The organism is Polaromonas sp. YR568, assembly GCF_943372955.1.
Classification (GTDB): Bacteria; Pseudomonadota; Gammaproteobacteria; order Burkholderiales; family Burkholderiaceae_C; genus Polaromonas.
This window is the reverse complement of record NZ_CALSAL010000002.1, coordinates 772,549-796,921: the sequence shown is the minus strand read 5'-3', so window position 1 is coordinate 796,921 and position 24,373 is coordinate 772,549. Positions and strand designations below refer to the sequence as shown.

The 24,373-nt window shown below is 62.0% G+C and carries 24 protein-coding genes and 2 tRNA genes; 17 read left to right on the top strand and 9 right to left on the bottom strand.

All coding sequences use genetic code 11. The features are described from left to right. Window positions 1-39 precede the first annotated feature (39 nt). Complete coding sequence (locus AAG793_RS09725) at window positions 40-810, top strand: Nif3-like dinuclear metal center hexameric protein (protein ID WP_341907313.1); 771 nt, start codon at window positions 40-42, stop codon at window positions 808-810. 36 nt (window positions 811-846) lie between these two features. On the opposite strand, the gene AAG793_RS09720 is transcribed toward AAG793_RS09725, so the two are convergent. Continuing rightward, window positions 847-2,208 (bottom strand): GGDEF domain-containing protein, encoded by a 1,362-nt coding sequence (locus AAG793_RS09720; RefSeq protein ID WP_341907310.1) that lies wholly within the window; start codon window positions 2,206-2,208, stop codon window positions 847-849. A 201-nt stretch (window positions 2,209-2,409) separates the two neighbouring features. On the opposite strand from AAG793_RS09720, the gene pdxA reads away from it, so the two are divergent. Next, complete coding sequence (pdxA, locus tag AAG793_RS09715; RefSeq protein WP_341907308.1) at window positions 2,410-3,444, top strand: 4-hydroxythreonine-4-phosphate dehydrogenase PdxA; 1,035 nt, start codon at window positions 2,410-2,412, stop codon at window positions 3,442-3,444. Window positions 3,445-3,468: 24 nt separating this feature from the next. Here pdxA and mscL read toward each other — a convergent pair whose 3' ends face one another. Continuing rightward, on the bottom strand, window positions 3,469-3,900 hold the full coding sequence (gene mscL, locus AAG793_RS09710) for a large conductance mechanosensitive channel protein MscL (RefSeq protein WP_341907305.1): 432 nt from the start codon (window positions 3,898-3,900) through the stop codon (window positions 3,469-3,471). 240 nt (window positions 3,901-4,140) lie between these two features. Between mscL and petA the strand changes: the two genes are divergently transcribed. The 6 genes from petA (at window position 4,141) to AAG793_RS09680 (ending at window position 8,595) form a co-directional block, all read left to right on the top strand. Then, window positions 4,141-4,767, top strand: coding sequence for a ubiquinol-cytochrome c reductase iron-sulfur subunit (gene petA, locus AAG793_RS09705; RefSeq protein WP_341907302.1), 627 nt, complete (start codon window positions 4,141-4,143; stop codon window positions 4,765-4,767). 109 nt (window positions 4,768-4,876) lie between these two features. Next, window positions 4,877-6,277 carry a cytochrome bc complex cytochrome b subunit gene (locus AAG793_RS09700; protein ID WP_341907299.1) on the top strand — a complete coding sequence of 467 codons (1,401 nt, stop codon included), beginning with the start codon at window positions 4,877-4,879 and terminating at the stop codon, window positions 6,275-6,277. Window positions 6,278-6,294: 17 nt separating this feature from the next. After that, window positions 6,295-7,053, top strand: coding sequence for a cytochrome c1 (locus tag AAG793_RS09695; protein ID WP_341907297.1), 759 nt, complete (start codon window positions 6,295-6,297; stop codon window positions 7,051-7,053). A gap of 103 nt (window positions 7,054-7,156) precedes the next feature. After that, window positions 7,157-7,768, top strand: a complete 612-nt coding sequence (locus AAG793_RS09690; protein ID WP_341907295.1) for a glutathione S-transferase N-terminal domain-containing protein — start codon at window positions 7,157-7,159, stop codon at window positions 7,766-7,768. A gap of 159 nt (window positions 7,769-7,927) precedes the next feature. Beyond that, complete coding sequence (locus tag AAG793_RS09685) at window positions 7,928-8,458, top strand: ClpXP protease specificity-enhancing factor (protein WP_341907292.1); 531 nt, start codon at window positions 7,928-7,930, stop codon at window positions 8,456-8,458. A 61-nt stretch (window positions 8,459-8,519) separates the two neighbouring features. Next, window positions 8,520-8,595 (top strand) — tRNA-Thr (locus tag AAG793_RS09680). Window positions 8,596-8,652: 57 nt separating this feature from the next. On the opposite strand, the gene AAG793_RS09675 is transcribed toward AAG793_RS09680, so the two are convergent. Further along, window positions 8,653-8,970, bottom strand: coding sequence for a hypothetical protein (locus tag AAG793_RS09675; protein WP_341907698.1), 318 nt, complete (start codon window positions 8,968-8,970; stop codon window positions 8,653-8,655). Between the two features lie 79 nt (window positions 8,971-9,049). On the opposite strand from AAG793_RS09675, the gene AAG793_RS09670 reads away from it, so the two are divergent. The 5 genes from AAG793_RS09670 (at window position 9,050) to AAG793_RS09650 (ending at window position 15,889) form a co-directional block, all read left to right on the top strand. Continuing rightward, on the top strand, window positions 9,050-10,099 hold the full coding sequence (locus AAG793_RS09670) for a peptidoglycan DD-metalloendopeptidase family protein (protein WP_341907290.1): 1,050 nt from the start codon (window positions 9,050-9,052) through the stop codon (window positions 10,097-10,099). Window positions 10,100-10,286: 187 nt separating this feature from the next. After that, on the top strand, window positions 10,287-13,082 hold the full coding sequence (gene secA / locus AAG793_RS09665) for a preprotein translocase subunit SecA (RefSeq protein ID WP_341907287.1): 2,796 nt from the start codon (window positions 10,287-10,289) through the stop codon (window positions 13,080-13,082). Between the two features lie 83 nt (window positions 13,083-13,165). Beyond that, window positions 13,166-14,407, top strand: a complete 1,242-nt coding sequence (argJ, locus tag AAG793_RS09660) for a bifunctional glutamate N-acetyltransferase/amino-acid acetyltransferase ArgJ (RefSeq protein ID WP_341907283.1) — start codon at window positions 13,166-13,168, stop codon at window positions 14,405-14,407. Window positions 14,408-14,465: 58 nt separating this feature from the next. Further along, window positions 14,466-15,431 carry an ATP-binding protein gene (locus tag AAG793_RS09655; RefSeq protein WP_341907281.1) on the top strand — a complete coding sequence of 322 codons (966 nt, stop codon included), beginning with the start codon at window positions 14,466-14,468 and terminating at the stop codon, window positions 15,429-15,431. Next, a complete protein-coding gene (locus AAG793_RS09650) occupies window positions 15,428-15,889 on the top strand; it encodes an NUDIX domain-containing protein (protein ID WP_341907278.1) in 462 nt (153 codons plus the stop codon). The genes AAG793_RS09655 and AAG793_RS09650 overlap by 4 nt, the downstream gene beginning before the upstream one ends. Here the strand turns inward: AAG793_RS09650 and AAG793_RS09645 are convergent. Further along, complete coding sequence (locus tag AAG793_RS09645; RefSeq protein WP_341907275.1) at window positions 15,879-16,550, bottom strand: lytic transglycosylase domain-containing protein; 672 nt, start codon at window positions 16,548-16,550, stop codon at window positions 15,879-15,881. The two genes, AAG793_RS09650 and AAG793_RS09645, sit on opposite strands and share 11 nt — an antisense overlap. Before the next feature lie 7 nt (window positions 16,551-16,557). After that, a complete protein-coding gene (locus tag AAG793_RS09640) occupies window positions 16,558-18,300 on the bottom strand; it encodes a proline--tRNA ligase (protein ID WP_341907272.1) in 1,743 nt (580 codons plus the stop codon). Between the two features lie 114 nt (window positions 18,301-18,414). Here AAG793_RS09640 and AAG793_RS09635 point away from each other — a divergent pair, with 114 nt between their 5' ends. Both AAG793_RS09635 and AAG793_RS09630 read left to right on the top strand, forming a co-directional pair. Further along, window positions 18,415-19,149: an RNA pyrophosphohydrolase gene (locus tag AAG793_RS09635; protein ID WP_341907269.1), complete on the top strand. Its 735-nt coding sequence runs from the start codon at window positions 18,415-18,417 to the stop codon at window positions 19,147-19,149. Then, a complete protein-coding gene (locus AAG793_RS09630) occupies window positions 19,146-19,658 on the top strand; it encodes a CNP1-like family protein (RefSeq protein ID WP_341907266.1) in 513 nt (170 codons plus the stop codon). The genes AAG793_RS09635 and AAG793_RS09630 overlap by 4 nt, the downstream gene beginning before the upstream one ends. An 84-nt stretch (window positions 19,659-19,742) precedes the next feature. On the opposite strand, the gene proB is transcribed toward AAG793_RS09630, so the two are convergent. The 4 genes from proB to rplU form a co-directional block, all read right to left on the bottom strand. Next, window positions 19,743-20,879, bottom strand: coding sequence for a glutamate 5-kinase (gene proB, locus AAG793_RS09625; RefSeq protein WP_341907262.1), 1,137 nt, complete (start codon window positions 20,877-20,879; stop codon window positions 19,743-19,745). Between the two features lie 87 nt (window positions 20,880-20,966). Further along, window positions 20,967-22,040, bottom strand: a complete 1,074-nt coding sequence (gene cgtA / locus AAG793_RS09620; protein ID WP_341907259.1) for an Obg family GTPase CgtA — start codon at window positions 22,038-22,040, stop codon at window positions 20,967-20,969. 118 nt (window positions 22,041-22,158) lie between these two features. Next, window positions 22,159-22,416 (bottom strand): 50S ribosomal protein L27, encoded by a 258-nt coding sequence (gene rpmA, locus AAG793_RS09615; protein WP_341907256.1) that lies wholly within the window; start codon window positions 22,414-22,416, stop codon window positions 22,159-22,161. A 36-nt stretch (window positions 22,417-22,452) separates the two neighbouring features. Continuing rightward, window positions 22,453-22,764: a 50S ribosomal protein L21 gene (rplU, locus tag AAG793_RS09610; RefSeq protein ID WP_341907253.1), complete on the bottom strand. Its 312-nt coding sequence runs from the start codon at window positions 22,762-22,764 to the stop codon at window positions 22,453-22,455. A 254-nt stretch (window positions 22,765-23,018) separates the two neighbouring features. On the opposite strand from rplU, the gene AAG793_RS09605 reads away from it, so the two are divergent. Both AAG793_RS09605 and AAG793_RS09600 read left to right on the top strand, forming a co-directional pair. Continuing rightward, the gene (locus AAG793_RS09605) at window positions 23,019-24,002 is read left to right on the top strand and encodes a polyprenyl synthetase family protein (RefSeq protein ID WP_341907251.1); all 984 of its coding nucleotides are present in this window, start codon (window positions 23,019-23,021) and stop codon (window positions 24,000-24,002) included. A 137-nt stretch (window positions 24,003-24,139) separates the two neighbouring features. Beyond that, window positions 24,140-24,216 (top strand) — tRNA-Pro (locus AAG793_RS09600). The last annotated feature ends 157 nt before the right edge of the window (window positions 24,217-24,373 follow it).

The window sequence follows — 24,373 nt, the reverse complement described above, 5'->3', positions numbered from 1 at the left end:
ATGGATTGCCATCCCGCAGCGGCCTGAGACAATCCGGCCATGAGCACCAATCGAGTCGATGTGTTGCAGGCTTTTGATGCCCTGCTGCAGCCTGCCCGCTTCAAGGATTACGGCCCGAACGGCCTGCAGGTCGAGGGGCGCATGGCGGTGCGCAAGCTGGTGTCGGGCGTGACGGCCAGCCGTGCCCTGATTGAGGCGGCGATTGCTGAAAAAGCCGATGCCATTTTTGTGCATCATGGTCTGTTCTGGCGCGGGCACGACGGCTGCGTCACCGGCTGGATGAAGCAGCGTCTGGCCCTGCTGCTGGCCCATGACATCAATTTGCTGGCCTACCACCTGCCGCTGGATGCCCACCCGGAGTGCGGCAACAACGCCCAACTAGCGCTGAAGCTGGGACTCACGGCCACGGGGCGCTTTGGCGAGCAGGACCTGGGCTGGATTGGCCACAAAACTGATGGTGGCGCTTTTGAAAGCCCCGAGGCCTTGGCCAGCCATGTGGGTCAGGTGCTTCAGCACCCAGTGGTGCTGGTGGCAGCGGGCAACAAGCCTGCCAAGCCGGTGAGTCGGCTGGCCTGGTGCACCGGCGGGGCTCAGGGGTATTTTGAGGCGGCCATCGCGGCGGGTGCCGACGCCTTCATTACCGGTGAAATCTCCGAACCCCAGGCGCATTACGCACGCGAGATGGGCGTGGCTTTCCTCGCGTGTGGCCACCATGCCACCGAGCGCTACGGGGCCCCGGCGGCGGCAGGTCATGTGGCCGCCCAGCTCGGGCTGGAGCACCAGTTCATCGACATCGACAACCCGGCGTGAGGCGACGCCAGCCTGGTCTGCCTGACCAGTTGCATATCAGGTGGGGGTGTGCCGCGGGCGCGGGGGTTTGGTACCTCCTTTGGGAATGCCACCCTTGGTCTTGTGCGGGCTGCCGTGTCCGCGTGAACCTCCGTGGGGTACGGCGTCCCGAAGGGCGCGCCAGCTGGAGCCGAGGTCCGCATGTTCGACCGCAACCGCCTTGCGGGTTTCCGGGTCCAGCATGGCAGCGCGGGAACGCATGCTGCGTGCCGCCTCCGCCATCGACTGCACTTCATGCAGCAGCTGGTCCACATCCTTGCCGGTCGCCGCCATGTGCACGATTCCGACGCCGATGTCCGGTGTCACCGTGATCTCCTGGTGCGACAGGGAGTGCACCGCCACCGGCCGCCGCAGGCTGGAGGCCACGCGCAGGCTGAGGGTGCGAATCCAGCGCGGCGAGTGCATGGTTTCAATCAGCACCAGAAAGCAGCAGTCGTAATAGCGTCCGGCCGGGTTCACGGCGCCGGTGTGCCGCTGAATCCGCAGCGCCAGCTCGATATAGATTTCCTGCATGCCCGCCGGGCCGACCTGGGCTTGCAGGCGATCCGGTTCAAACAACAGGATAGCCATCAGTGCGCCGTCACGGCGTGTCCGCAGACGGCGACCCTGGGCATCAATGATTTTCTGCACCATCGGCACACTGCTGTACAGCTGCGTCACCGGGTCGCGCAGCGAGTTGTCACGCTGCACCAGTTGCCGCGTGTGCTGGTTGCGAAGCCACAGCATGATGGCGGTGACCACCACGCTGAGCAGTCCCACGCTGGCCACCGCTGCCTGCATGGCAAAGGACAGACGCGTGTCGGTGATTGCCAGCCCGTACAAACCCATCTGCGCCGGCAAGGTCAGCAGGCAGCCGAGTGCCAGCCCCCAGGCCTGCTTGTCGCCCAACTGAGTGGCGCGGACGGACAACCACAGCACCACCGACAAATTGCCGACGGCAAGCAAGGCCGAAGCGGGCAGACGCCATTCGGCGGGCGCCAGCAGGCACAGCGGGCCGCCGATCAGACACAGGCCAGTCACCGTCAGCAGGCAGACGCGCATCAGGTGGTCCCGCTGGTGTGCCGACAGCCATTCGCTGGCGCCATAGCTGCCCATGGCTGCGCACAGCGGACCGACCACAACCTGCACCAGCACCAGTTGCGGGCGGGCAAACGGCCAGATGGCGGCGGGAAGACCGCTCAGCAACATCACGGCCAGCCAGCAGAAAAAGAGATACGCCACGGCCTGCACGGCGGCGCGGGTGCGGCTCCAGACCAGTTCTCCCAGGGCGAGCCCCACCACCAGACCGAGTGCGCCTGCCTCGGCGCTCCACAGCATCATCTCGGCCGGCGTCATGGTGGCTGCAAAGGTGTCGCGCACGGCCGTTCAGCCTCGGTGGCGGGGATTGGGGGAAAATACCGGCAATGCAGCCATGCAATCCACCTCTGTTGTTGCGCGGTGTTGACCGCACCCTCGCCGACAGACGAGACCCTGTTGTCGGGATTATGGGCAGCGCCGTCTGGTTTTGTACAGACACGGGCGAATGCGGACGCTTGTCAGCCGTTTTCCACGGGCGACAAAATGCCTGAGACCCTCCTGATCACCATGGGCGACGCCGCAGGCATCGGCCCCGAGATCATTGCCCGGGCCTGGCGTGACAGCCCGGCCGATCTGGCCGGCTGCGTGGTGGTGGGGGATGTGGCCACGCTGCGCCGCGCCAGTGCGCTCATGGCATCCCCGCTGGCATTGCCGGTGGTTCAACTTGACAGCCTCCCAGACGTGGCGCAGACGCCCCCGGGGTGCCTGCCTGTGCTGCAGAAATGTGAACTGCAGGTGCCACCGCCATACGGTGTGGTGAGCGCGGCGGCTGGTCAGGCAGCGGCGGACTGCATTGTCTGGGCGGCCCGCACGGTGCTGGCCGGGGAAGCGGCGGCGATGGTGACTGCGCCCATCCACAAGGAGGCGCTGGCCGCTGCCGGTGGATGGGTGTCCGCCTTTCCCGGGCACACGGAAATGCTGCAGGCAGAAGCTGCCACGTTCCTCGGTCGTCCGGTGGCGGATGTGCCGGTGCGCATGATGCTGGCCAACGATGAGCTGCGCACGGTGCTGGTCAGCATTCACATGTCGCTGCGGCAGGCGATTGAGGCGGTGACGCTTGACAATGTGTTGCAGACCCTGCGCATCACGCACTCGGCGTTGTCGGGCAGCCTAGGGCGCGCGCCCCGCATCGCCGTGGCCGGGCTCAACCCGCATGCGGGCGAGGGCGGACTTTTCGGCAGCGAGGAGCAGACCATCATCGCGCCAGCCGTCGCTTTGGCCCGTCAGGAAGGCATCGATGTGAGTGGTCCCTACGCGCCCGACACCGTGTTCATGCGCGCCCGTCGCACGGCCGGCCTGTCAGGCGAATTTGACGTGGTGGTCGCGATGTACCACGATCAGGGGCTGATTCCGGTGAAGTACCTGGGCGTGGAGCAGGGCGTGAATGTCACGCTGGGGCTGCCTCTCGTGCGCACCAGCCCGGACCACGGCACGGCATTCGATATTGCCGGCCGGGGCGTGGCTGACGCTTCCAGTCTGCTGGCCGCCATCCGCATGGCGCGGCAACTGTCCGCCTAGGGGGCGGGCGGGCTACGGAGCGGGCTACTTTTTGTTCAGACTGTCGCGGATCTCACGCAGCAGCACCACCTCTTCGGGCGGTGCTGCGGGCGCAGCCGGTGCCGCCTCTTCATTGCGCTTCAGCTTGTTGATCTGCTTGACCATCAGAAAAATGATGAAAGCCAGAATCGCGAAATTGACCGCCACGGTGATGAAGTTGCCATAGGCGAACACCGGCACGCCTGCTTTCTTGAGCGCATCCAGTGTGGCGACCGTCCCGGCGGGCACCGGACCCATCACGACGAACAGGTTGGAAAAGTCGAGCTTGCCGACCACGGCGCCGATCACCGGCATGATGAGGTCGCCCACCACCGAATCGACGATCTTGCCGAAGGCCGCACCGATGATGACGCCAACAGCCAGATCAATCACGTTGCCCTTGACGGCAAATTCCTTGAATTCTTTCATCATGCCCATGGCGGCTCCTTTGCGGGGTTGGGGTGGATTCTAAGACCTGTGCTGGCCTTCATGGGGCCGATTATGGCCGGGCCGTTCAGCACAAATGCAACAAAGTGCCGGTTTGCCGGGGCGATCTGTGGACGAGGCAAAGCAAGGCAGTCGGGTTCCCGCCACGCCTTGAAAACGTGCTTTGCGCTCCGCTACAATCGCGGGTTGTCCCCAATAAGCCTTTTTCAAGCGAGTTCTTGAAGGATTTCCATGACCCAAGCGAGTGTGAATGGCGTGCCTCCCGGCGCTCCCCTAGATAAAGACAAAAGAAACTGGCTCGTCGCTACTTGCGCTGTGGGTGGCGCGGGCGTCGCAGCGGTTGCCGTGCCGTTTGTCAGCACCTTCCAGCCCTCTGAAAGGGCCAAAGCAGCAGGCGCTGCGGTGGAAGTCGATATTTCCGCCGTCAAGCCGGGCGAGAAGATCGTCGTCGAATGGCGCGGCAAGCCGGTCTGGATCGTCAAGCGCACGCCCGAGCAGATCGCGTCGCTGCCCAAAGTTGACGCTCTGCTGGCAGATCCCAAATCCGAGCGTAACCCTGGCGAACTCACCCCTGAGTACGCCCGCAATGAGGCTCGCTCCATCAAACCTGAAACCCTGGTGGTGGTGGGCATCTGCTCCCATCTGGGTTGCTCGCCTTCCGACAAGTTCACCCCAGGTGCGCAGCCCTCGCTGCCCGACGACTGGGCCGGCGGTTTCCTCTGCCCTTGCCATGGCTCCACCTTCGACATGGCCGGTCGCGTCTACAAGAACAAGCCGGCGCCTGACAATCTGGAAGTGCCCCCCCACATGTACCTGTCCGATACCCGCCTGCTGATCGGCGAGGACAAGAAGGCCTGAGCCGGGGAATTTCCCCAGAAACCTTCAACCGGACATGTGAAAACAGGCCGCGTTAATCTTTTTGCTATGCCTATGTTGGCGCAAGAATCTCCCCGAACCAGGATCAGTGATGGCTGAATTCAAAGAACTTCCTCCCGACGCCCCCTTGGCCGCCAAAGCCATGAACTGGGTCGACAACCGTTTCCCGGCCAGCAAGCTGTACAAGGAGCATCTCTCCGAGTACTACGCGCCCAAGAACTTCAACTTCTGGTATTTCTTTGGCTCGCTGGCGATGCTGGTTCTGGTGATCCAGATCGTCACAGGCATCTTCCTCACGATGAACTACAAGCCGGATGCCGCACAGGCCTTCGGTTCGGTGGAGTACATCATGCGCGACGTGCCATGGGGATGGCTGATCCGCTACATGCACTCGACAGGCGCTTCGGCCTTCTTTGTGGTGGTGTACCTGCACATGTTCCGCGGCCTGATCTACGGCAGCTACCGCAAGCCACGTGAGCTGATCTGGATTTTCGGCTGCGCGATTTTCCTGTGCCTGATGGCCGAGGCGTTCATGGGTTACCTGCTGCCCTGGGGTCAGATGAGCTACTGGGGCGCCCAGGTGATCGTGAACCTGTTCGCGGCGGTGCCTTTCATCGGCCCCGATCTGGCGCTGCTGATTCGCGGCGACTACGTGGTGGGCGACGCCACCCTCAACCGCTTCTTTGCCTTCCATGTGATTGCTGTGCCGCTGGTACTGCTGGGCCTGGTGGCTGCGCACATCATTGCCTTGCATGAAGTGGGTTCCAACAACCCGGACGGCGTTGAGATCAAGGCAACCCGTGGTCCCGATGGACACCCTGTTGACGGCATTCCCTTCCACCCCTACTACACGGTTCACGACATCCTGGGCGTGAGCGTGTTCCTGATGATCTTCACGGCGATCATTTTCTTTGCGCCTGAGTTCGGTGGTTACTTCCTCGAATACAACAACTTTATTCCCGCAGACCCCCTGAAGACGCCTGCTCACATCGCACCGGTCTGGTACTTCACGCCTTACTACTCCATGCTGCGCGCCATCACCAGCGAGATGATTTACGCGCTGATCGCCTGCGTGCTGGCAGGTGCCGTGCTCGGCGTGATGAAAGCCAAAGTGGCTGCCATCTTCAAGGCCGCCATCGTGGGTGGTGCCGTGGTGCTGGTCGCAGCCATGCTGATGATCGACGCCAAGTTCTGGGGCGTGGTCGTGATGGGTGGCGCTGTGATCATCCTGTTCTTCCTGCCATGGCTGGACAACAGCGAAGTGCGTTCGATCCGCTACCGCCCAAGCTGGAACAAATACCTCTACGGTGCGTTTGTGATCAACTTCCTGGTTCTGGGTTACCTCGGCATCAAGCCGCCGTCCCCCATCAACGAACGCGTCTCCCAGATTGGTACGCTCTTTTACTTCGGCTTTTTCCTGTTGATGCCGTGGTGGAGCCGGCTGGGCACCTTCAAGCCGGTGCCCAACCGCGTGACTTTTGCAGCCCACTGAGCCGGAGACGCATAACAATGAAAAAACTCATCTTCACGTTGATGGTCGCATTCGGCCTGCACGCTGGCGTTCAGGCTGCCGGCGGTGGTGTGGCCTGGGACAAGGCACCCAACAAGATCAATGACCTTGGTGCCCTGCAAAACGGCGCCAAGCTGTTTGTCAATTACTGCCTCAATTGCCACTCTGCTGCCTTCATGCGCTTCAACCGCCTGCAAGACATCGGGCTGACGGAGCAACAGATCAAGGACAACCTGCTGTTCACCACCGAGAAGGTGGGCGACACCATGAAGGTGGCCATGGACCCGAAAGAGGCCAAGGAGTGGTTCGGCGGCCTGCCTCCTGACCTCACGCTGATTGCCCGTTCGCGTTCGGGCGCAGGTGGTACCGGTGCTGATTACCTCTACACCTACCTGCGGACCTACTACCGCGACGACACCAAGGCCACCGGCTGGAACAACCTGGCCTTCCCGAACGTCGGCATGCCGCACGTGCTGTGGGAATTGCAGGGCGAGCGCAAGCCGGTCTTTGCCAAGCACGAAGACAAGGGACACACCGCAGAGGTGTTCACCGGCAAATGGGAACAGATCACGCCCGGCAGCATGACCCCGCTGGAGTATGACCAGGCCATTGGCGATCTGGTCGGCTTCCTGCAGTGGATGGGCGAGCCCGCGCAGAACACCCGCGTCCGGGTGGGCGTCTGGGTGCTGTTGTTCCTGCTGGGCATGACTTTCGTGGCTTGGCGTCTGAACGCGGCGTACTGGAAAGACGTCAAGTAGTATTTCACTGTGCGGCGCACGAACAGTGCGTTGGCATCCTCGGAGTGGATGGTCCTGAGTTGAATCTTGGCCTCCACTCTTTTGTTTTCAGGAGTTCCGAATCATGATGGTCCTTTATTCAGGCACAACCTGCCCCTTTTCGCACCGCTGCCGCTTTGTGCTGTTTGAAAAAGGCATGGATTTTGAAATCCGCGATGTGGACCTCTACAACAAGCCGGAAGACATCAATGTGATGAATCCGTATGGTCAGGTACCCATCCTGGTTGAACGCGATTTGATTCTTTACGAGTCGAACATCATCAACGAGTACATCGATGAGCGCTTCCCCCACCCCCAGTTGATGCCCGGTGACCCGGTGGACCGTGCCCGCGTGCGCCTGTTCCTGCTGAATTTCGAGAAAGAGCTGTTCGTGCATGTCAGCACGCTCGAGTCGCGCGCTTCCAAGGGCAATGACAAGGCGCTGGAGAAGGCCCGCTCGCACATTCGCGACCGCCTCACGCAACTGGCGCCTATCTTCCTGAAGAACAAGTTCATGCTGGGCGAGAGCTTCTCCATGCTGGACGTGGCGATTGCGCCGCTGCTCTGGCGTCTGGATTACTACGGCATTGACCTGTCGAAAAATGCGGCGCCCCTGCTCAAGTACGCCGAGCGCATCTTCTCGCGCCCTGCCTACATTGAGGCGCTGACGCCTTCCGAGAAGGTCATGCGCAAGTGAGTATGGCCCCCACGCTTGTCGCTTCGCGTACTGCGCTGCCCCCCGAGGGGGCCGTGGCTCCTGCGGCCCGGCGAAGCCGGTTCCGCGGCGCCTGCTGGCGCGTGAACGCAGACCAAGCGGATTTGCGGCTCCCAATTCGGGTTTTCATTGGCTGATTTCATGAATGCGCCGGACGCATCTTCCACCCGCCCGTACCTGATCCGTGCGCTGTACGAGTGGTGCACCGACAACGGTCTCACGCCTTACGTGGCGGTGGCGGTCGATGACACCGTGCAGGTGCCGCGTGAGTACGTGAAGAACAACGAGATCGTGCTCAACATCAGTTTTGATGCGACCAGCTCGCTCAAGCTGGGCAACGAGTTCATCGAGTTCAAGGCGCGTTTTGCTGGCAGTGCACGCGAGATCATGGTGCCCATCAGCCACGTGATTGCCATTTATGCCCGCGAGAACGGTCAGGGCATGGCCTTCCCGATGGGACCCGCCACGCAGGCACCGGCCGGGTTGTTGCCTGCCCCGTCGCTACCTGCCGGTACCCCCGCAGAGGCCCCGGCGCGTGCCGCTGATGAGCACGCCAAGATCATGCAACTGGTGCCCGAGACACAGCCTGCAGCCGATGGTGGCAAGGGCGATGATCCGGAGCCTCCCAAGACACCGCCGCGCTCGCGTCCGGCGCTCAAGCGGATCAAGTAAAACGGGTCAAGTAAAATACGTGGTGCCGCGCGCAGCATGCGCTGCGTCAGCAACCATTCATGCCGCTTTAGCTCAGTTGGTAGAGCAACCGCCTTGTAAGCGGTAGGTCGTCAGTTCGATTCCGACAAGCGGCACCATTGCCACCCCCCGCAGCCCTCTGAACAGGCTTTGTGATCGATAGCCCTCTGGAGCCATCACTTCGGGCGGGTTAGTATCTTCAGCCGAATTGAGTTAACCTTCCAACCCTCGCGCTGCAGCCTGGCCTGAAGCAGCGGCAGGATCTGGCGGAGTTTGGCGGCGGCAGCATTGCCGCTGACCAGCAGACACCAGCTGTCGTTGTCAATCGGCCCGGCCTTGACGGACGCGCGCAGGGTTTCAGGAATCAGGCTTTGAACGGCTTGCAACCTGTCACTGGATTCACGGACCAGGTCCGTCAGTCGCGCAAGCGAGGGTGATTGTTCTGCCGCCTGGCGCACGGTGAGCGCGGGCGGAAGACTTCGGTAGGTCGTCACGGCAGCTTTCGTGGAAATTGTGGTCGCCAGCTTCTGGCCGTTTCCCTGGCAGAGGCCAAGCATTGAAAGAGGTACGCACGTGCATTTGATTATCACGGATGCCTGGCTCGCCAGGAGCAGGGCCATCTACCTCAGCGGTACCAAACTGGTTCTGGCGGGTTTTGTTGCCGCGCTGGCATTGATGCTGGTGGCTGCGGGTCTGTACCACTGGGTGTTCCTCAAGGGCGCACGGGAGGGCTGGCCCGTCATTGGTGCGCTGGTAAAGCTGATGGTCAAGGATGAGTTTGACCAGCGGGATCGTTTCCTGCGCGAAAACCTCGACGTCATGGCCAAGCGCGTGGGCGAGATGCAGGCCAAGATGTTGCAACTGGAGGCCTTGGGTGAGCGCGTGTCCGGTCTGGCCGGCGTCAACCCGAACGAGATCAAGACACCGCCCGGGCGCGGTGGCGTGCTGGTTGGCGGCCCCTCACTCTCCATGCAGGAGCTGCAGGCCACGCTCACCGAACTCGACAAACTCACCGACCAGCGCGTGGACCTGATGACCGTGATGGAGTCGCGCCTGTTCGACCAGAAAGTCAAAAAGATGATGGTGCCCACCCAGGAGCCCGTAGCAGGCGGCAATCTGGGCTCGTCTTTTGGCTGGCGCATTGACCCGCTGAACGGCCGGTCTGCGCTGCACACCGGTCTTGATTTTCCTGCCGCATCGGGCACTGCTGTACTGGCTGCTGCCGGCGGCATTGTGGTGTCGCAGGAATACCACCCGGAATACGGCAACCTGGTTGAAATTGACCATGGCAACGAACTGGTCACGCGCTACGCCCACGTTTCACGCGTTTTTGTGAAAAAGGGTGATCTGGTCAAGCGTGGTCAGAAGGTGGCAGAGGTCGGAACCACTGGTCGCTCGACCGGGCCGCACCTTCACTTCGAGGTGCTGGTGCAGGGCGTGTTTCAGGATCCGCAGAAGTTCCTGAATGCGGGCCGCCAGTTGCCTGTGGCCCCGATGGCGATGGCCCAGCCCAACAGGCCAGCCATGTCGCCACAGCTCCCACAGCCGCCTGTCGCGGCCGCGCCGACCAGCGGGGGGACCACTGTTTCCCCTGCGCCCGTATCAGCAAACCCGCCTCGCTGAAATCCTGCGGACTGACGCTGTGAAGCGGGCGCCGCTCCGGCCGCAGCGGTTCTCCCTGTGGAGGCTAAAATCAGGGGTTTGCGCCCGGTTGAACTGCCCGGCGTCGCCCACATCTCTGCTTCGTACTCATTAAGGGATTTCGGTCGCATCACCCGCTCATGGGAGCATTCAGTGCGACCTCTCACGTATGGCTTCCAACTTCCTGACCCAAATTTTCGGCAGTCGCAACGACCGGCTGCTCAAAACCTACCGCAAGACGGTCGAGCGCATCAATGCGCTGGAGCCCCAGTACGAAAAACTCTCCGATGACGAACTGCGCGGCAAGACGGACGAGTTCAAGAACCGCCTGACAGCCGGCGAGGAACTCGACAGCCTGCTCCCCGAAGCCTTCGCAGTGGTCCGTGAGGGCAGCAAACGCGTCATGAAGATGCGGCATTTCGATGTGCAGATGCTGGGCGGCATGTCACTGCACAACGGCAAGATTTCCGAGATGCGCACTGGTGAAGGCAAGACGCTGACCGCCACGCTGCCGGTTTACCTCAACGCACTGACGGGCAAGGGCGTCCATGTGGTCACCGTCAACGACTACCTGGCCAGCCGTGACGCCCGGTGGATGGGCAAGCTCTACAACTTTCTCGGGCTGACAGTCGGCATCAACCTTCCCAATCTGTCGCGTGAGGAAAAGCAGGCCGCCTACAAATCCGACATCACTTACGGCACCAACAACGAGTTCGGCTTTGACTACCTGCGCGACAACATGGTGTACGAGGTGGCTGACCGCGTACAGCGCGGCCTGAACTACGCCATCGTCGACGAGGTGGACTCCATCCTGATCGACGAGGCGCGCACGCCCCTCATCATCAGCGGACAGGCGGAAGACCACACCGAGATGTACCTGGCCATGAACAAGGTGGTCCCCTTGCTCACCCGCCAGGAAGGCGAAGCCGATCCCCGCACCGGCGAAGGCGTGACCAAGCCGGGTGACTACACGATTGACGAGAAATCGCACCAGGTCTTCCTCACCGAGCAGGGCCACGAGAACGCCGAGCGCCTGCTCTTTAGCCTCGGCCTGATCGCCGAGGGCGCCACGCTCTATGACCCAGCCAACATCTCGCTGATGCATCACCTGTATGCCGCATTGCGGGCCAACCTGCTGTACCACCGCGACCAGCACTATGTGGTGCAGGAGGGTGAGGTGGTCATCGTTGACGAGTTCACCGGACGCCTGATGTCGGGCCGCCGCTGGAGCGATGGTTTGCACCAGGCCGTCGAGGCCAAGGAAGGCGTGCAGATTCAGGCTGAGAACCAGACGCTGGCCTCCATCACCTTCCAGAACTACTTCCGCCTCTACGGCAAGCTGGCCGGCATGACCGGTACAGCCGACACCGAGGCGTACGAGTTCCAGGAGATCTATGGTCTCGAAACCACCGTCATCCCGCCGAACCGCGTCAGCCGGCGCGACGACCAGCTGGACCGTGTGTATAAAACCACCCGCGAGAAATACGAAGCCGCCATCAAGGACATCCGCGAGTGCTATGAGCGCGGCCAGCCCGTGCTGGTGGGCACCACGTCGATTGAGAACTCCGAGATCATCGATCAGCTGCTGAACAAGGAAAACCTGCCGCACCAGGTGCTCAACGCCAAGCAGCACGCGCGCGAAGCAGACATCGTCGCGCAGGCGGGCCGGCCCAAGATGATCACCATCGCCACCAACATGGCCGGCCGCGGTACCGACATCGTGCTCGGCGGCAATGTGGAGAAACTGGTCGAGGCGGTCGAGGCTGACGAATCCCTCGACGCAGCGGCCAAGCAGGCAGAGATTGCGCGCCTGCGCGCCAACTGGCAGCAGGAGCACGAACAGGTGACGGCACTGGGCGGTCTGCGCATCATCGCGACCGAGCGACATGAGTCCCGCCGCATCGACAACCAGCTGCGTGGCCGCTCCGGCCGGCAGGGTGACCCGGGCTCGTCGCGTTTCTACCTGAGCCTTGACGATCCGCTGATGCGCATCTTCGCGGGCGACCGCGTCAAGTCCATCATGGAACGCCTGAAGATGCCCGATGGCGAGGCCATCGAAGCCGGCATCGTGACGCGCAGCATCGAGTCCGCGCAGCGCAAGGTGGAAGCGCGCAACTTCGACATCCGCAAGCAGCTGCTGGAATACGACGACGTTGCGAACGACCAGCGCAAGGTGATCTACCAGCAGCGCAACGACATCATGGACGCGACCAACCTGCAGGCCCAGATCGCTTCGTTGCGGGAAGGCTGCTTCACCGACCTGACGCGCCAGTACGTCCCCGTCGAGAGTGTGGAAGAACAGTGGGACCTGGCTGGACTGGAAGCCGTGCTGCGCGACGAGTGGCAGATCGACCTGGCCCTGCGCCAGGAGCTCGAGAGCGCCACTGCGATGACGGATGAAGACATCCTCGAGAAAGTCGTCGCAGCAGCCCATGCGGCTTTTGCCGACAAGGTGGAGAAGATTGGCGAGGAGAACTTCACCGCGTTCGAGCGTATCGTGCTGTTGCAAAGCATCGACAGCCACTGGCGTGAGCACCTGAGCGCACTGGATTACCTGCGGCAGGGCATTCATCTGCGCGGTTACGCCCAGAAGCAGCCGAAGCAGGAATACAAACGCGAGGCCTTCGAACTTTTCGGCCAGTTGCTGGACAGCGTGAAGAACGAGGTCACCAAGGTGCTGATGACGGTGAAGGTGCAGTCCGGCGAGCAGCTGGAGCAGGCTGCCGAAGAGATGGAAAGTCGCGCCGAGAACATTGCCAATGTGACCTACACCGCGCCGACGGAAACCGGCGAGGTCGAAACCACGGTGGACGAGGACACCCGGCGCACGACTCTGGCCGCATCGATGGCAGCAGCCGGTGCTGTTGGTGTGAGTGGTGGGGTTGTGCCCCGCGCTGGGCGCAACGATCCCTGCCCGTGTGGTTCGGGCAAAAAGTACAAGAATTGCCACGGCCGCCTGAGCTGAGTCTGCGCGATTCGCCCAAGGGGTTGGGCTGAGGCCTGCCCCGTTTTTCTGTGGGGTTCGCCCCGATTCGTGGAGTCAAGACGATGCCTGTCAATTTGGTCGCAACGCCCGCCGCAGCCCTTTTCCCCGTGCCGGGTGTTCGGTGGGGCATCACCGAGGCGGGCATCCGCAAGGCCAACCGCAAGGACCTCGCCGTGATGCTGCTGGACGAGGGCGCCAGCGTCGGTGCCGTCTTCACACAGAACCGCTTTTGCGCGGCGCCAGTGCAGATCTGCCGCGAGCATCTCGCCAAAAACAGCGGTCAGAGTCTGGGCATCCGGGCGATGCTGATCAACACGGGCAATGCCAACGCGGGCACCGGCGACGACGGCCTGCACCGCGCCCAGTCCAGCTGCATTGCGCTGGCGCGCCTGCTGGAGCTCTCGCCCGAGCAGATCCTGCCTTTCTCGACTGGCGTGATCATGGAGCCTCTGCCGCACGACCGCATTGCCGCAGGCCTGCCAGCCGCGCTCGCCGATGCGCGCGCTGACAACTGGGCCGCCGCAGCCGAAGCCATCATGACGACCGATACAGTCGCCAAGGCCTTCTCGGCGCGCGTGAAGATCGGGGATGCTACCGTTACCGTCACCGGCATCAGCAAGGGCGCGGGCATGATTCGTCCCAACATGGCCACCATGCTGGGCTTCATGGCGACTGACGCCTGCGTGGCGCAGCCGCTCATGGCGCAGCTGGCACGGGAGCTGGCCGAGGGCTCATTCAACCGTGTCACAGTCGATGGCGACACCTCCACCAACGATTCCTTTGTGGTGGTGGCCACCAACCAGGCAAAGCATGCGCCGGTGACCTCGCTGGACAGCCCTGAGGGTCAGGCGCTGCGCAAGGCCATGCTGGACATTGCCCGTCAGCTCGCCCAGGCCATCGTGCGTGACGGTGAAGGTGCGACCAAATTCATCACCGTGACGGTTGAAGGCGGTAAGACCGGCGAGGAATGCCGTCAGGTCGCCTATGCGATTGCCCACTCGCCGTTGGTCAAGACCGCGTTTTTTGCCAGCGACCCGAACCTGGGCCGCATTCTGGCCGCTGTGGGCTACGCGGGCATTGCCGACCTGGACCAGACCCGGATTGATCTGTACCTCGACGATGTGCTGGTGGCCAAGAACGGCGGGCGGCATGTGGATTACGTCGAGGCCGACGGCCAGCGCGTGATGAAGCAAAGCGAGATCACGGTGCGCGTGGTGCTGGGTCGCGGCGCGGCCACCGACACGGTCTGGACCTGCGACTTCTCGTACGACTACGTCAAGATCAATGCGGACTACCGCAGCTGAACCGTGAAAACAAACGGCGCCAGTATTTGCCCATCCACCACGCACACCATCCAGCCCCATGAATGAGCATTTTGAACGCCTCCTGAACCGGGCCGAGTCCCTCATGGCCCGGATTGAGCTGGTGCTGCCGCAGCCGCTGACTGCTCCTGACTGGACTACAGCCGTGGCCTGGCGCTATCGCAAGCGCAGCTCGGGCCACGGCACGCTGGAGCCAGTGAAGCATCTGGGTGCGATGCGGCTTGGCGACCTGAAGGAAATTGAAGACCAGAAAGAAAAAATCCGCCGCAACACCGAGCAGTTCGTCAATGGCAAGCCGGCCAACAACGTGCTGCTGACCGGCGCACGGGGCACGGGCAAATCGTCTTTGATCAAGGCCTGCCTGAACGAGTATTCGCCTCGCGGTCTGCGGCTGATTGAGGTGGACAAGGCCGACCTGACCGACCTGCCCGACATTGTGGATGTGGTGTCCAGCCAGCCTGAAAAATTCATCGTCTTTTGTGACGACCTGAGTTTTGAAGAAGGTGAGCCGGGCTACAAGGCGCTCAAGTCCATCCTTGATGGATCGGTGGCTGCTGCCACGCCCAACGTGTTGATCTACGCCACCAGCAACCGGCGCCACCTGCTGCCCGAGTACATGACGGAGAACCTCACGTACACGCACAGCGAGGATGGTGAGGTGCATCCGGGCGAAGTGGTGGAGGAGAAGATTTCTCTCTCCGAGCGGTTTGGCCTGTGGGTGAGCTTTTACCCTTTCAGCCAGGAGGAATACCTGACCATCGTCGCCCAGTGGCTCTCGTCGTTCGGTGTGAGCCAGGAGGCGATTGCGGTTGCGAAGCCTGCGTCCCTCGTCTGGGCTCTGGAGCGTGGCTCGCGCAGCGGCCGCGTGGCCTACCAGTTCGCCCGCGACTTTGCGGGCCGCGATGGCGCGGCCACGGCGGTGGCGACCCAGGTTATTCTGCCCTATGAGCGTGGCAGCGCGTCGGCCGCCGTGCCCTCCGATCAGGCGCCAGACCACTCCACATGAGCGTGCTGGTCGCTGACGGTGAGCAGCCGCGCGAGGGCGGTGCCGACCGCAAGGTGGTCGATGTGGCTGTGGGCGTGCTGATTCGGCCCAATGGCGAATTTCTGCTGACCTCACGCCCACCCGGCAAGGTGTACGAAGGCTACTGGGAGTTCCCGGGCGGTAAGCTGGAGCCCGGTGAAACCGTCGAGCAGGCCTTGCGCCGGGAGCTGCAGGAAGAGATCGGCATCACCATCGGCACGGCCCATCCCTGGAAAGTCGAGCTGGTCGATTACCCCCACGCGCTGGTGCGGCTCAATTTCTGCAAGGTTTTTGCCTGGACCGGGGAGTTACAGATGCATGAGGGTCAGGCGTTTGCATGGCAGACATTGCCTGTTGAAGTAAATCCGGTTTTACCGGGCACTGTACCGGTGCTGGGGTGGTTTGCAGAGGAACGTGGCAGCGCTGACCTTAAGCGCTGAATTCCCATCTTTTAGTGGCAGCCATCACGGCATTGGGGTAGGGCGATTTGCCGCGCGAGCCGTTGTAGCGGCCCAGACCCATGAAAAGGTCACCGCGTTCCCGATCAAGATAATGCCGCAGGATCACGCAGCCAAAGCGCAGGTTGGTCTGCATGTGAAACAGTTTGCTCGGGTCTCCGTCACCGATCACGCGGGTCCAGAAGGGCATCACCTGCATATAGCCGCGGGCGCCGACCACGCTGACCGCAAATTTGCGGAAGTTGCTTTCCACCTGGATCAGGCCCAGCACCAGTGTGGTGTCGAGTCCGGCGCGCTTGCTCTCGTACCAGACGGTCTGCAGGAATTCCTTACGCACCTGCCATTCGGGTTTCTTCGGCCGGAGCCGGTCGCTCATCGCCCCCAGCCAGCGCAAATACGCCAGCCGGCTTTCAGTGTCGCGGAATTCAGGAATCGGTGGTGCCTGGTTGGCGATGGCCGAGCTCAGCGCGGTGCGCACCGAGTCGACCAGCGGTTCCTCCAGTTGACCACCGGCCATCGCCTGCCCGGGCATCCACAGTGGCGTGGCCCCACAAGCAGCCGAGACCAGCCAGCTCCTGCGGGAAACCCCGCTTCGCGCTTCTGCGGGGCCAGTGGCTACGGCTGGCAGGGTGACACGCGTCATGGCCGCTTCACAGGCCCAGTTTTCCCTTGAGACAGGTCAGCGCCGAGGCGGCATCGATGGGGGTGGATGCAGCCTCGCGGCGATGCTGGTATTCCATCTTCCCTTCCTTGAGGCCGCGGTCGCCGATGGTCACGCGGTGTGGCACACCGATGAGCTCCCAGTCGGCAAACATGGCCCCGGGGCGCTCATTGCGGTCGTCGAGAATCACATCGACGCCGGCAGCGCGCAGCTCGCCGTAGAGTTTTTCGGCGGCGGCCTTGACCTCGGGGAAGCGGTCGGGGCTGATCGGGCACAGCACCACGGTAAACGGCGCGATGGCGTCGGGCCAGATGATGCCTCGCTCGTCGTGGTTCTGTTCAATCGCCGCCGCAGGTAGGCGGGTGATGCCGATGCCGTAGCAGCCCATTTCCATGAATTGGGGCTTACCGTTCTCACCCAGAAAGGTGGCGTTCATGGCCTGGCTGTACTTGGTGCCGAGATAGAACACATGGCCCACCTCGATGCCGCGCTCAATCGCCAGCACGCCTTTGCCGTCCGGTGACAGGTCACCAGCCACGACATTGCGCAGGTCGGCAATCAGGTCAGGCTCTGGCAGGTCGCGGCCCCAGTTGACGCCGGTGATGTGAAAGTCCACTTCGTTGGCACCGCAGACCCAGTCGGCCATCACGGCGACCTCGCGGTCCACCACCAGTTTCACCGGCTTTTTCAAATGGAGCGGGCCGAGGTAGCCAGGCTTGCAGCCGAAGTGATCTTCAATCTCCGGCAAGGTGGCAAAACGGAAACCCGCCAGACCGGGCACCTTGCCCACCTTGACTTCATTCATGTCGTGGTCACCGCGCAGCAGCAGCAGCCAGACCTGTGTCTTGTTGGCCTTGCCGGTCTCATCCGTCGTATCAGTGGCCAACACCAGCGACTTGACCGTATTCGATAGGGGCAGTCCGAGGAGTTCAGCCACCTCTGCGCAGGTCGCCTTGCTGGGTGTCGGCGTTTTCGCCATGGCCTGTGTTGCAGCGGGTCGGGCGCCCTGCGGTGGCAGAGCCTCGGCTTTTTCCATGTTGGCGGCGTAGTCGCTGCCGGGGCAGTACACGATGGCGTCTTCACCGGTGGCGGCGATCACCTGGAACTCTTCGCTCAGATCGCCGCCGATGGCACCGCTGTCGGCGGCCACAGCGCGGTAGGTCAGGCCAAAACGGTCGAAGATCCGGCGGTAGGCGGCAGCCATCACCTGGTAGCTGGCTTTGGCGCCGGCCTGGTCACGGTCGAAGCTGTAGGCGTCCTTCATGATGAACTCGCGACCACGCATCAGGCCAAAGCGCGGACGGCGTTCATCGCGGAACTTGGTCTGGATCTGGTACAGGTTCTTCGGTAACTGTTTGTAGCTCTTGATGTCCTGGCGCATCACGTCGGTGATGACTTCTTCGCTGGTAGGCTGCACCACGAAGTCGCGGCCATGGCGGTCCTGGATGCGGAGCAGCTCCGGGCCCATTTTTTCAAAGCGCCCGGTTTCCTGCCAGAGCTCTGCGGGCTGGATCACCGGCATCGTCATTTCAATGGCGCCTGCGCGGTTCATCTCGTCGCGCACGATGGCTTCTACCTTGCGGATGACCCGCAGGCCCATGGGCATGTAGTTGTAAATGCCGGCGCCCAGCTTCTTGATCATGCCGGCCCGCATCATCAGCTGGTGGCTGACCACTTCGGCGTCGGCCGGGGCTTCCTTGAGGGTGGAAATGAGGAACTGGGAAGCTTTCATGGGGCGATATTCGAGACGGCAGGAGGGTTTTGGGGGCGTTCGCCCGGGGTGCGCTTGGCTCTGAGCATTCTGCTGTGCATAATGGACTCAGTTTAAAAAATTTGAGGTTTGATTATGCTTGACCGGGACGGCTTTCGGCCCAACGTCGGCATCATCTTGCTCAACCAGCGAAGTCAGGTATTTTGGGGCAAACGTATCCGTACCCACTCGTGGCAGTTTCCGCAGGGTGGCATTGATCGGGGCGAAAATCCCGAGCAGGCCATGTACCGCGAGCTGCATGAAGAGGTGGGGTTGTTGCCGCAGCATGTGAATGTGCTGGCCCGAACCCGTGACTGGTTGCGCTATGAGGTGCCTGACCGGTTTATTCGCCGTGATGCACGCGGACACTACAAAGGCCAGAAACAGATCTGGTTCCTGTTGCAACTGGTCGGTCACGACTGGGACCTGAACCTGCGCGCCACAGACCACCCCGAGTTCGATGCCTGGCGATGGAACGACTACTGGGTTCCTCTGGATGTGGTGGTCGAGTTCAAACGCGGCGTTTACGAGATGGCGCTGACGGAGTTGGCCCGCTACGTGCCGCGCGCGGACCCACGTGCAGACTCTCGACTGGATGCGCGTCCTGACCATCGCAACCGCTACCTGCGCGGTGGTTTGCACCAGCGCGATCTGGCGCACGGCCAAGTGTCGCACCGCGGCCTGGATGGCGAATCGCGCGGGCAGGGGCCGATTGAAACCTCCTCAAACCACGGCCGGGCCGGGGCTTTTTTCGAGCTGCCTCCCGGAGCCACTTTTGAACCCGATCCACAGACCAGTCTGAATGCGGATGTCCCCGCACCCAAACCATGAAAATCAAACTGGCCTCCCTTGCCGCATGCGTGTGGCTTGCCTGCATGACGGGCGCCGCATTCGCGCAGCCCACATCAGACGACCCGGAATGGAAGGAGTCGGAGGCGCCACCGCCGCCCGCCTTCGACATGGGTAAAGTGTTGCCCTTTGACGTGTCGATCAACTCCGCGCTGACTTATGGTGTGGACCCTGCGTCCATCACCATTTCACCCAGTGACGGTATCGTGCGTTACGTGGTGGTGGCCACCAGTGCCAGTGGCGCCCGCAACGTGATGTACGAGGCCATCCGCTGCGCCACTGGTGAATTCAAGACCTACGCCCGCTACACACCGGACAACAAATGGGTTCCGGTGGCCAAAGCCGAGTGGCGCTCGATGTTTGACAACATGCCGTCAAGGCATCCCTTGCGTTTCGCACGCGTTGCGGCTTGCGACAACGCCGCACCTGTTTCCACTGTGGCGCAGATGGTGTACCGTCTGAAGAACCCGGCCTTGGTCAATAGCCGCTAGCGGCGGCACCGCTCGGTCGCCGTGACCGGCGGCTGACCGGATTCTTGCAGGCTCAGCAACTGAGCAATTTAGCAACTGAGTAGTTCAGCGACTGAGAACCAGATTGGTCCGGTGAACCATCTCCGGCTCACCCGTGTAGCCCAGCAGTTTTTCAAACTCGGACGAGGCCTTGCGGCAAATCATCCGGGCTTCTGCGCTCGAGTAATTGGCCAGTCCGCGGGCGATCTCGGTGCCTTCGGTGTCGAGCACGGCAATCACATCGCCGCGCGAGAATTCGCCCTGAACGCTCATCATGCCGATGGGCAGCAGGCTCTTGCCTTCATCGCGCACCTTGGTGGCGGCGCCGGCGTCCACCGTCACCGAGCCGCGCATCTGCAGGTGATCGGCCATCCACTGCTTGCGGGCCTGGTTTTTCTGGGTTTGCGCCACCAGCAGGGTGCCGATGGCCTCGCCTTGCGTCAGCCGCACCAGCGCCTGCGGCTCGCGTCCCCAGGCAATCACCGTGGAGGCGCCTGAACCAGCCGCACGTTTGGCGGCCAGGATCTTGGTGATCATGCCGCCCTTGCCGATGCTGGAGCCTGCTCCGCCCGCCATGGCTTCCAGTGCCGGATCGCCCGCCTCGGCTTCATGTACAAACTGTGCGGCGCTGTCCTTGCGGGGGTCGGCGGTGTAGAGGCCGCGCTGGTCGGTGAGGATCACCAGCGCATCGGCCTCGACCAGGTTGGCGACGAGTGCGCCCAGGGTGTCGTTGTCACCAAACTTGATCTCGTCGTTGACGACGGTATCGTTCTCATTGATGACCGGCACCACGCCCAGCTGCAGCAGCGCAAGCAGGGTAGAGCGTGCATTGAGGTAGCGCTCGCGGTCGGCGAGATCGGCGTGTGTCAACAGCACCTGCGCGCTGCCGATGCCGTTTTCACGCAGCTTGGTTTCATACACCTGCACCAGACCCATCTGACCAACTGCCGCTGCCGCCTGCAGTTCATGGATTGCCTTGGGGCGCGCGCTCCAGCCCAGGCGTTTCATGCCTTCGGCGATGGCACCGCTGCTGACCATGATGACTTCGCGGCCGTCCTTGACCAGCGCTGCCAGCTGCTCGCACCACAAGCCGATGGCGTTGGCATCCAGCCCTCGCCCTTCATTGGTGACCAGGCTGGATCCGACCTTCACCACAATGCGTCTGGCGTTGCGCAGAACTGTCGAAGCAGTGGGGTCTTGCATGTCGGTAGGTCTCTGGCCGAAAAAGAAGATGACGGGTTGTTTGGCTCGCTGGGTCCTGGCGCCGGGGCGCCAACAGAAGTCGAACGGTCAGGTTTCTGGCGGTAGTTCGATGAAACGCGGGTCGACTTCTTCCACCACCTGTTCACTCTTCTGGACTTCCTTGACATGCTGATAAATCGTCTTGACCAGCTGCTCGCAGCCCTCGCGTGTCAGTGCCGAGATTTCGAACACAGGGCCCTTGAACTTGAAGCGCTTGACGAAATCCTTGACCACGGCCGCGCGCTGGTCTGCATCAATCATGTCCAGCTTGTTCAGCACCAGCCAGCGCGGCTTTTTGTAAAGGGCTTCGTCGTATTTCTTCAGTTCACCGACGATGGCCTTGGCTTGCGCGACCGGGTCCACGCCCTCGTCGAACGGGGCCAGATCGACAATGTGCAACAGCAGCCGGGTGCGCTGCAGGTGGCGCAGGAACTGGTGGCCGAGACCGGCGCCTTCCGAGGCGCCCTCGATCAGTCCGGGAAGGTCAGCCACGACGAAGCTCTGTTCCGGGCCGACGCGCACCACACCCAGATTGGGGTGCAACGTGGTGAAGGGATAGTCGGCGATGCGCGGGCGCGCATTTGAGACAGCTGAAATAAAAGTGGATTTACCGGCATTGGGCATGCCCAGCAGGCCCACGTCTGCCAGCACCTTGAGTTCGAGCTTCAGGCTTTTGCGCTCGCCGGGCCATCCGGGTGTCTTGCTGCGGGGGGCCCGGTTGGTCGAGCTTTTGAAGCGCAGGTTGCCAAAACCGCCATCACCGCCTTTGGCGATCAGCACCTGTTCGCCCGGAACCAGCAGCTCATAGAGCACTTCGCCGGTTTCCGCGTCCGTCAGGATGGTGCCAACCGGCATCTTGAGAATGACGTCATCGCCCTTGGCGCCGAACATGTCGGAACCCATGCCGTGCTCGCCGTTGCGGGCTTCATGCCGGCGCGAAAACCGGAAGTCGACCAGGGTGTTCAGGTTGACGTCGGCCACGGCATAGACATGCCCGCCTCTTCCACCATCGCCACCGTTGGGTCCGCCGAATTCCTTGTACTTCTCGTGGCTGAAGGAGACGCAGCCGCTCCCGCCATCGCCAGCGGCGATGTCAATAAAGGCTTCGTCAACAAATTTCATGGTGTGGAGCCGTCGGCAGGACGTTGTTTACCGGAAAGTTTACAAACAAAAAAGCCCCGACATGTCGGGGCTTCGCTTCAGTCCTGATGACTGGTCGAAGTGATGTGCCTGCGCCCGTTCAGGCGGGAGTCACGCTCACGGTGTGCTTGTTCAGCGCACCCTTGACGGCAAAAGAGACCTGACCGTCCACCAGTGCGAACAGGGTGTGGTCCTTGCCGATGCCGACGTTGTCGCCAGGATGGAACTTGGTGCCGCGCTGGCGCACGATAATGCTGCCTGCGTTGATGACTTCACCGCCAAATTTCTTGACGCCGAGCATTTTGGGCTGCGAATCGCGCCCGTTTCGCGTAGAGCCGCCGCCTTTTTTCTGTGCCATTTCTCGTTACTCCTGGTACTTTGCTGCTGAACCAGTTCAACCGGCGATGGCGCCGATTTGCAGTTCAGTGAAGTTTTGCCGGTGACCTTGGCGCTTCTGGTAGTGCTTGCGACGACGCATTTTGAAAATGCGCACTTTGTCGTGCCTGCCGTGAGCCAGCACAGTGGCTGTAACAGTTGCGCCGGAAACCAAGGGCGTACCCACCGTGATAGAGCTGCCTTCTCCGACAGCCAGAACCTGGTCGATAACGATCTCTTGGCCTACGTCCGCAGCAATCTGTTCTACTTTAATTTTTTCTCCAGCAGCAACCTTGTATTGTTTGCCACCGGTTTTTATGACCGCGTACATGTAAGACCTCGTGAATTGAGTTCTGCAGACGAATTTCCGCAGAGCCTTGTAGTCTAGCATATTGGGTCCGAATTGGCCAGTCCGGGCGCCCGCGCCCACTGCCGGTGTGGTCTGGCTGCTGCGTTTTGCCTTCGGTCGACCCCATCCAGGACTTTACTGGACGGGGGGTCGGCTGGGGCCATCCAAGGCGCTGCGACGGGTTTTGCACCTGCTTTTCTATAATCAGGGCCGAACTCTCCGTCTGGATGCCCTTTTTGTCTGCCAATTCATCAAGCACCGCCGCTGCCCTCGCCCTGATTGCCGACGACATGCGGGGAATGGACGCCGTGATCGATCTCCGGTTGAAGTCCGAGGTGCCACTGGTCAGTCAGGTCTCCCAGTACATCGTGGCGGCGGGCGGCAAGCGACTGAGGCCGGCTCTCCTGCTCCTGATGTGCGGGGTTCTGGGTTACCGCGGCGAGCAGCGCTTCAATCTGGCCGCCGTGGTCGAGTTCATCCACACCGCCACACTGTTGCATGACGACGTTGTGGACGAGTCCACCCTGCGTCGCGGGCGAGCCACCGCCAATGAGGCTTTTGGCAACCCTGCCAGCGTTCTGGTGGGTGATTTCCTTTATTCGCGTGCCTTCCAAATGATGGTCGAGGTGGGCGACATGCGGGTCATGCAAACGCTGGCCGAAGCCACGAATGTGATTGCCGAGGGGGAGGTGCTGCAGCTGATGAACATGCACGACGCCGGCCTGTCCGAGGCGGATTATTTGCGTGTGATCCGTTCCAAAACGGCCCGGTTGTTTGAAGCTAGCGCGCGTCTGGCCGCTTTGCTGGCAGGATCTTCGGCGCCCGTCGAGCAATGCTGCGCCGACTATGGGCAGGCGCTGGGAACGGCATTTCAGGTGATTGACGATGTGCTGGACTACGACGGCGATGTGTCCGAAATGGGAAAAAACCTGGGCGACGACCTCCGTGAGGGCAAGGCCACGCTGCCATTGATCATTGCCATGCAGCGCGGCACGCCGGAGCAGCAGGAGATCATCCGGGAGGCCATTGAAACCGGGGGGACAGACCGCATGCCGGAAATCATCACCATCGTGCAGCAGACCGGTGCGCTCGGAGCGACCCGGGACGCCGCTGCACAGGAGGCCACGCGCGCGCTTGAGGCCTTGCAAGTGTTGCCCCAAAACCAGTACAGTATTGCCCTGCGCGATTTGGCCTCACAACTGCTGGAGAGGCGGTCTTAGGGGTCTTGTGTGTTCTGGGTGTCCTAGGGCCTTGGTAAGTCGTAGGTCAACAGTTCAATCGAATCAGTGACCGGCCGGTACGCCAATCGTCTTAACGGCCAACATGTGCAGCGTCTGACCTTGCAGGGTCGGATCATCGGGGTGTAGCTTAGCCTGGTAGAGCGCTACGTTCGGGACGTAGAGGCCGGAGGTTCGAATCCTCTCACCCCGACCAGATTGCACAGCGTCAGGGCCCGTGGTGGCCGCTTTGACTCCGACGGTGCGGATATTTTTTGTTGACGGCTTTCACACCTGCGGCTGGTGTCGGGTCAGTTTCGATTTACACCGCTTGCCCGATAGGCGATGATGGCGCTTTGAGTCAACGCTTTCAC

Bases quoted from the DNA above. Each gene is read 5' to 3' on its own strand.
- petA (WP_341907302.1), top strand. From the start codon at position 4,141: ATGACCCAAGCGAGTGTGAATGGCGTGCCTCCCGGCGCTCCCCTAGAT.
- AAG793_RS09695 (WP_341907297.1), top strand. From the start codon at position 6,295: ATGAAAAAACTCATCTTCACGTTGATGGTCGCATTCGGCCTGCACGCT.
- secA (WP_341907287.1), top strand. From the start codon at position 10,287: ATGGCTTCCAACTTCCTGACCCAAATTTTCGGCAGTCGCAACGACCGG.
- rplU (WP_341907253.1), bottom strand. From the start codon at position 22,764: ATGTACGCGGTCATAAAAACCGGTGGCAAACAATACAAGGTTGCTGCT.
- proB (WP_341907262.1), bottom strand. From the start codon at position 20,879: ATGCAAGACCCCACTGCTTCGACAGTTCTGCGCAACGCCAGACGCATT.
- AAG793_RS09700 (WP_341907299.1), top strand. From the start codon at position 4,877: ATGGCTGAATTCAAAGAACTTCCTCCCGACGCCCCCTTGGCCGCCAAA.
- AAG793_RS09630 (WP_341907266.1), top strand. From the start codon at position 19,146: ATGAAAATCAAACTGGCCTCCCTTGCCGCATGCGTGTGGCTTGCCTGC.
- AAG793_RS09645 (WP_341907275.1), bottom strand. From the start codon at position 16,550: ATGACGCGTGTCACCCTGCCAGCCGTAGCCACTGGCCCCGCAGAAGCG.
- AAG793_RS09685 (WP_341907292.1), top strand. From the start codon at position 7,928: ATGAATGCGCCGGACGCATCTTCCACCCGCCCGTACCTGATCCGTGCG.
- mscL (WP_341907305.1), bottom strand. From the start codon at position 3,900: ATGGGCATGATGAAAGAATTCAAGGAATTTGCCGTCAAGGGCAACGTG.
- cgtA (WP_341907259.1), bottom strand. From the start codon at position 22,040: ATGAAATTTGTTGACGAAGCCTTTATTGACATCGCCGCTGGCGATGGC.
- argJ (WP_341907283.1), top strand. From the start codon at position 13,166: ATGCCTGTCAATTTGGTCGCAACGCCCGCCGCAGCCCTTTTCCCCGTG.
- AAG793_RS09655 (WP_341907281.1), top strand. From the start codon at position 14,466: ATGAATGAGCATTTTGAACGCCTCCTGAACCGGGCCGAGTCCCTCATG.
- AAG793_RS09650 (WP_341907278.1), top strand. From the start codon at position 15,428: ATGAGCGTGCTGGTCGCTGACGGTGAGCAGCCGCGCGAGGGCGGTGCC.
- pdxA (WP_341907308.1), top strand. From the start codon at position 2,410: ATGCCTGAGACCCTCCTGATCACCATGGGCGACGCCGCAGGCATCGGC.
- AAG793_RS09725 (WP_341907313.1), top strand. From the start codon at position 40: ATGAGCACCAATCGAGTCGATGTGTTGCAGGCTTTTGATGCCCTGCTG.
- AAG793_RS09635 (WP_341907269.1), top strand. From the start codon at position 18,415: ATGCTTGACCGGGACGGCTTTCGGCCCAACGTCGGCATCATCTTGCTC.
- AAG793_RS09640 (WP_341907272.1), bottom strand. From the start codon at position 18,300: ATGAAAGCTTCCCAGTTCCTCATTTCCACCCTCAAGGAAGCCCCGGCC.
- rpmA (WP_341907256.1), bottom strand. From the start codon at position 22,416: ATGGCACAGAAAAAAGGCGGCGGCTCTACGCGAAACGGGCGCGATTCG.
- AAG793_RS09690 (WP_341907295.1), top strand. From the start codon at position 7,157: ATGATGGTCCTTTATTCAGGCACAACCTGCCCCTTTTCGCACCGCTGC.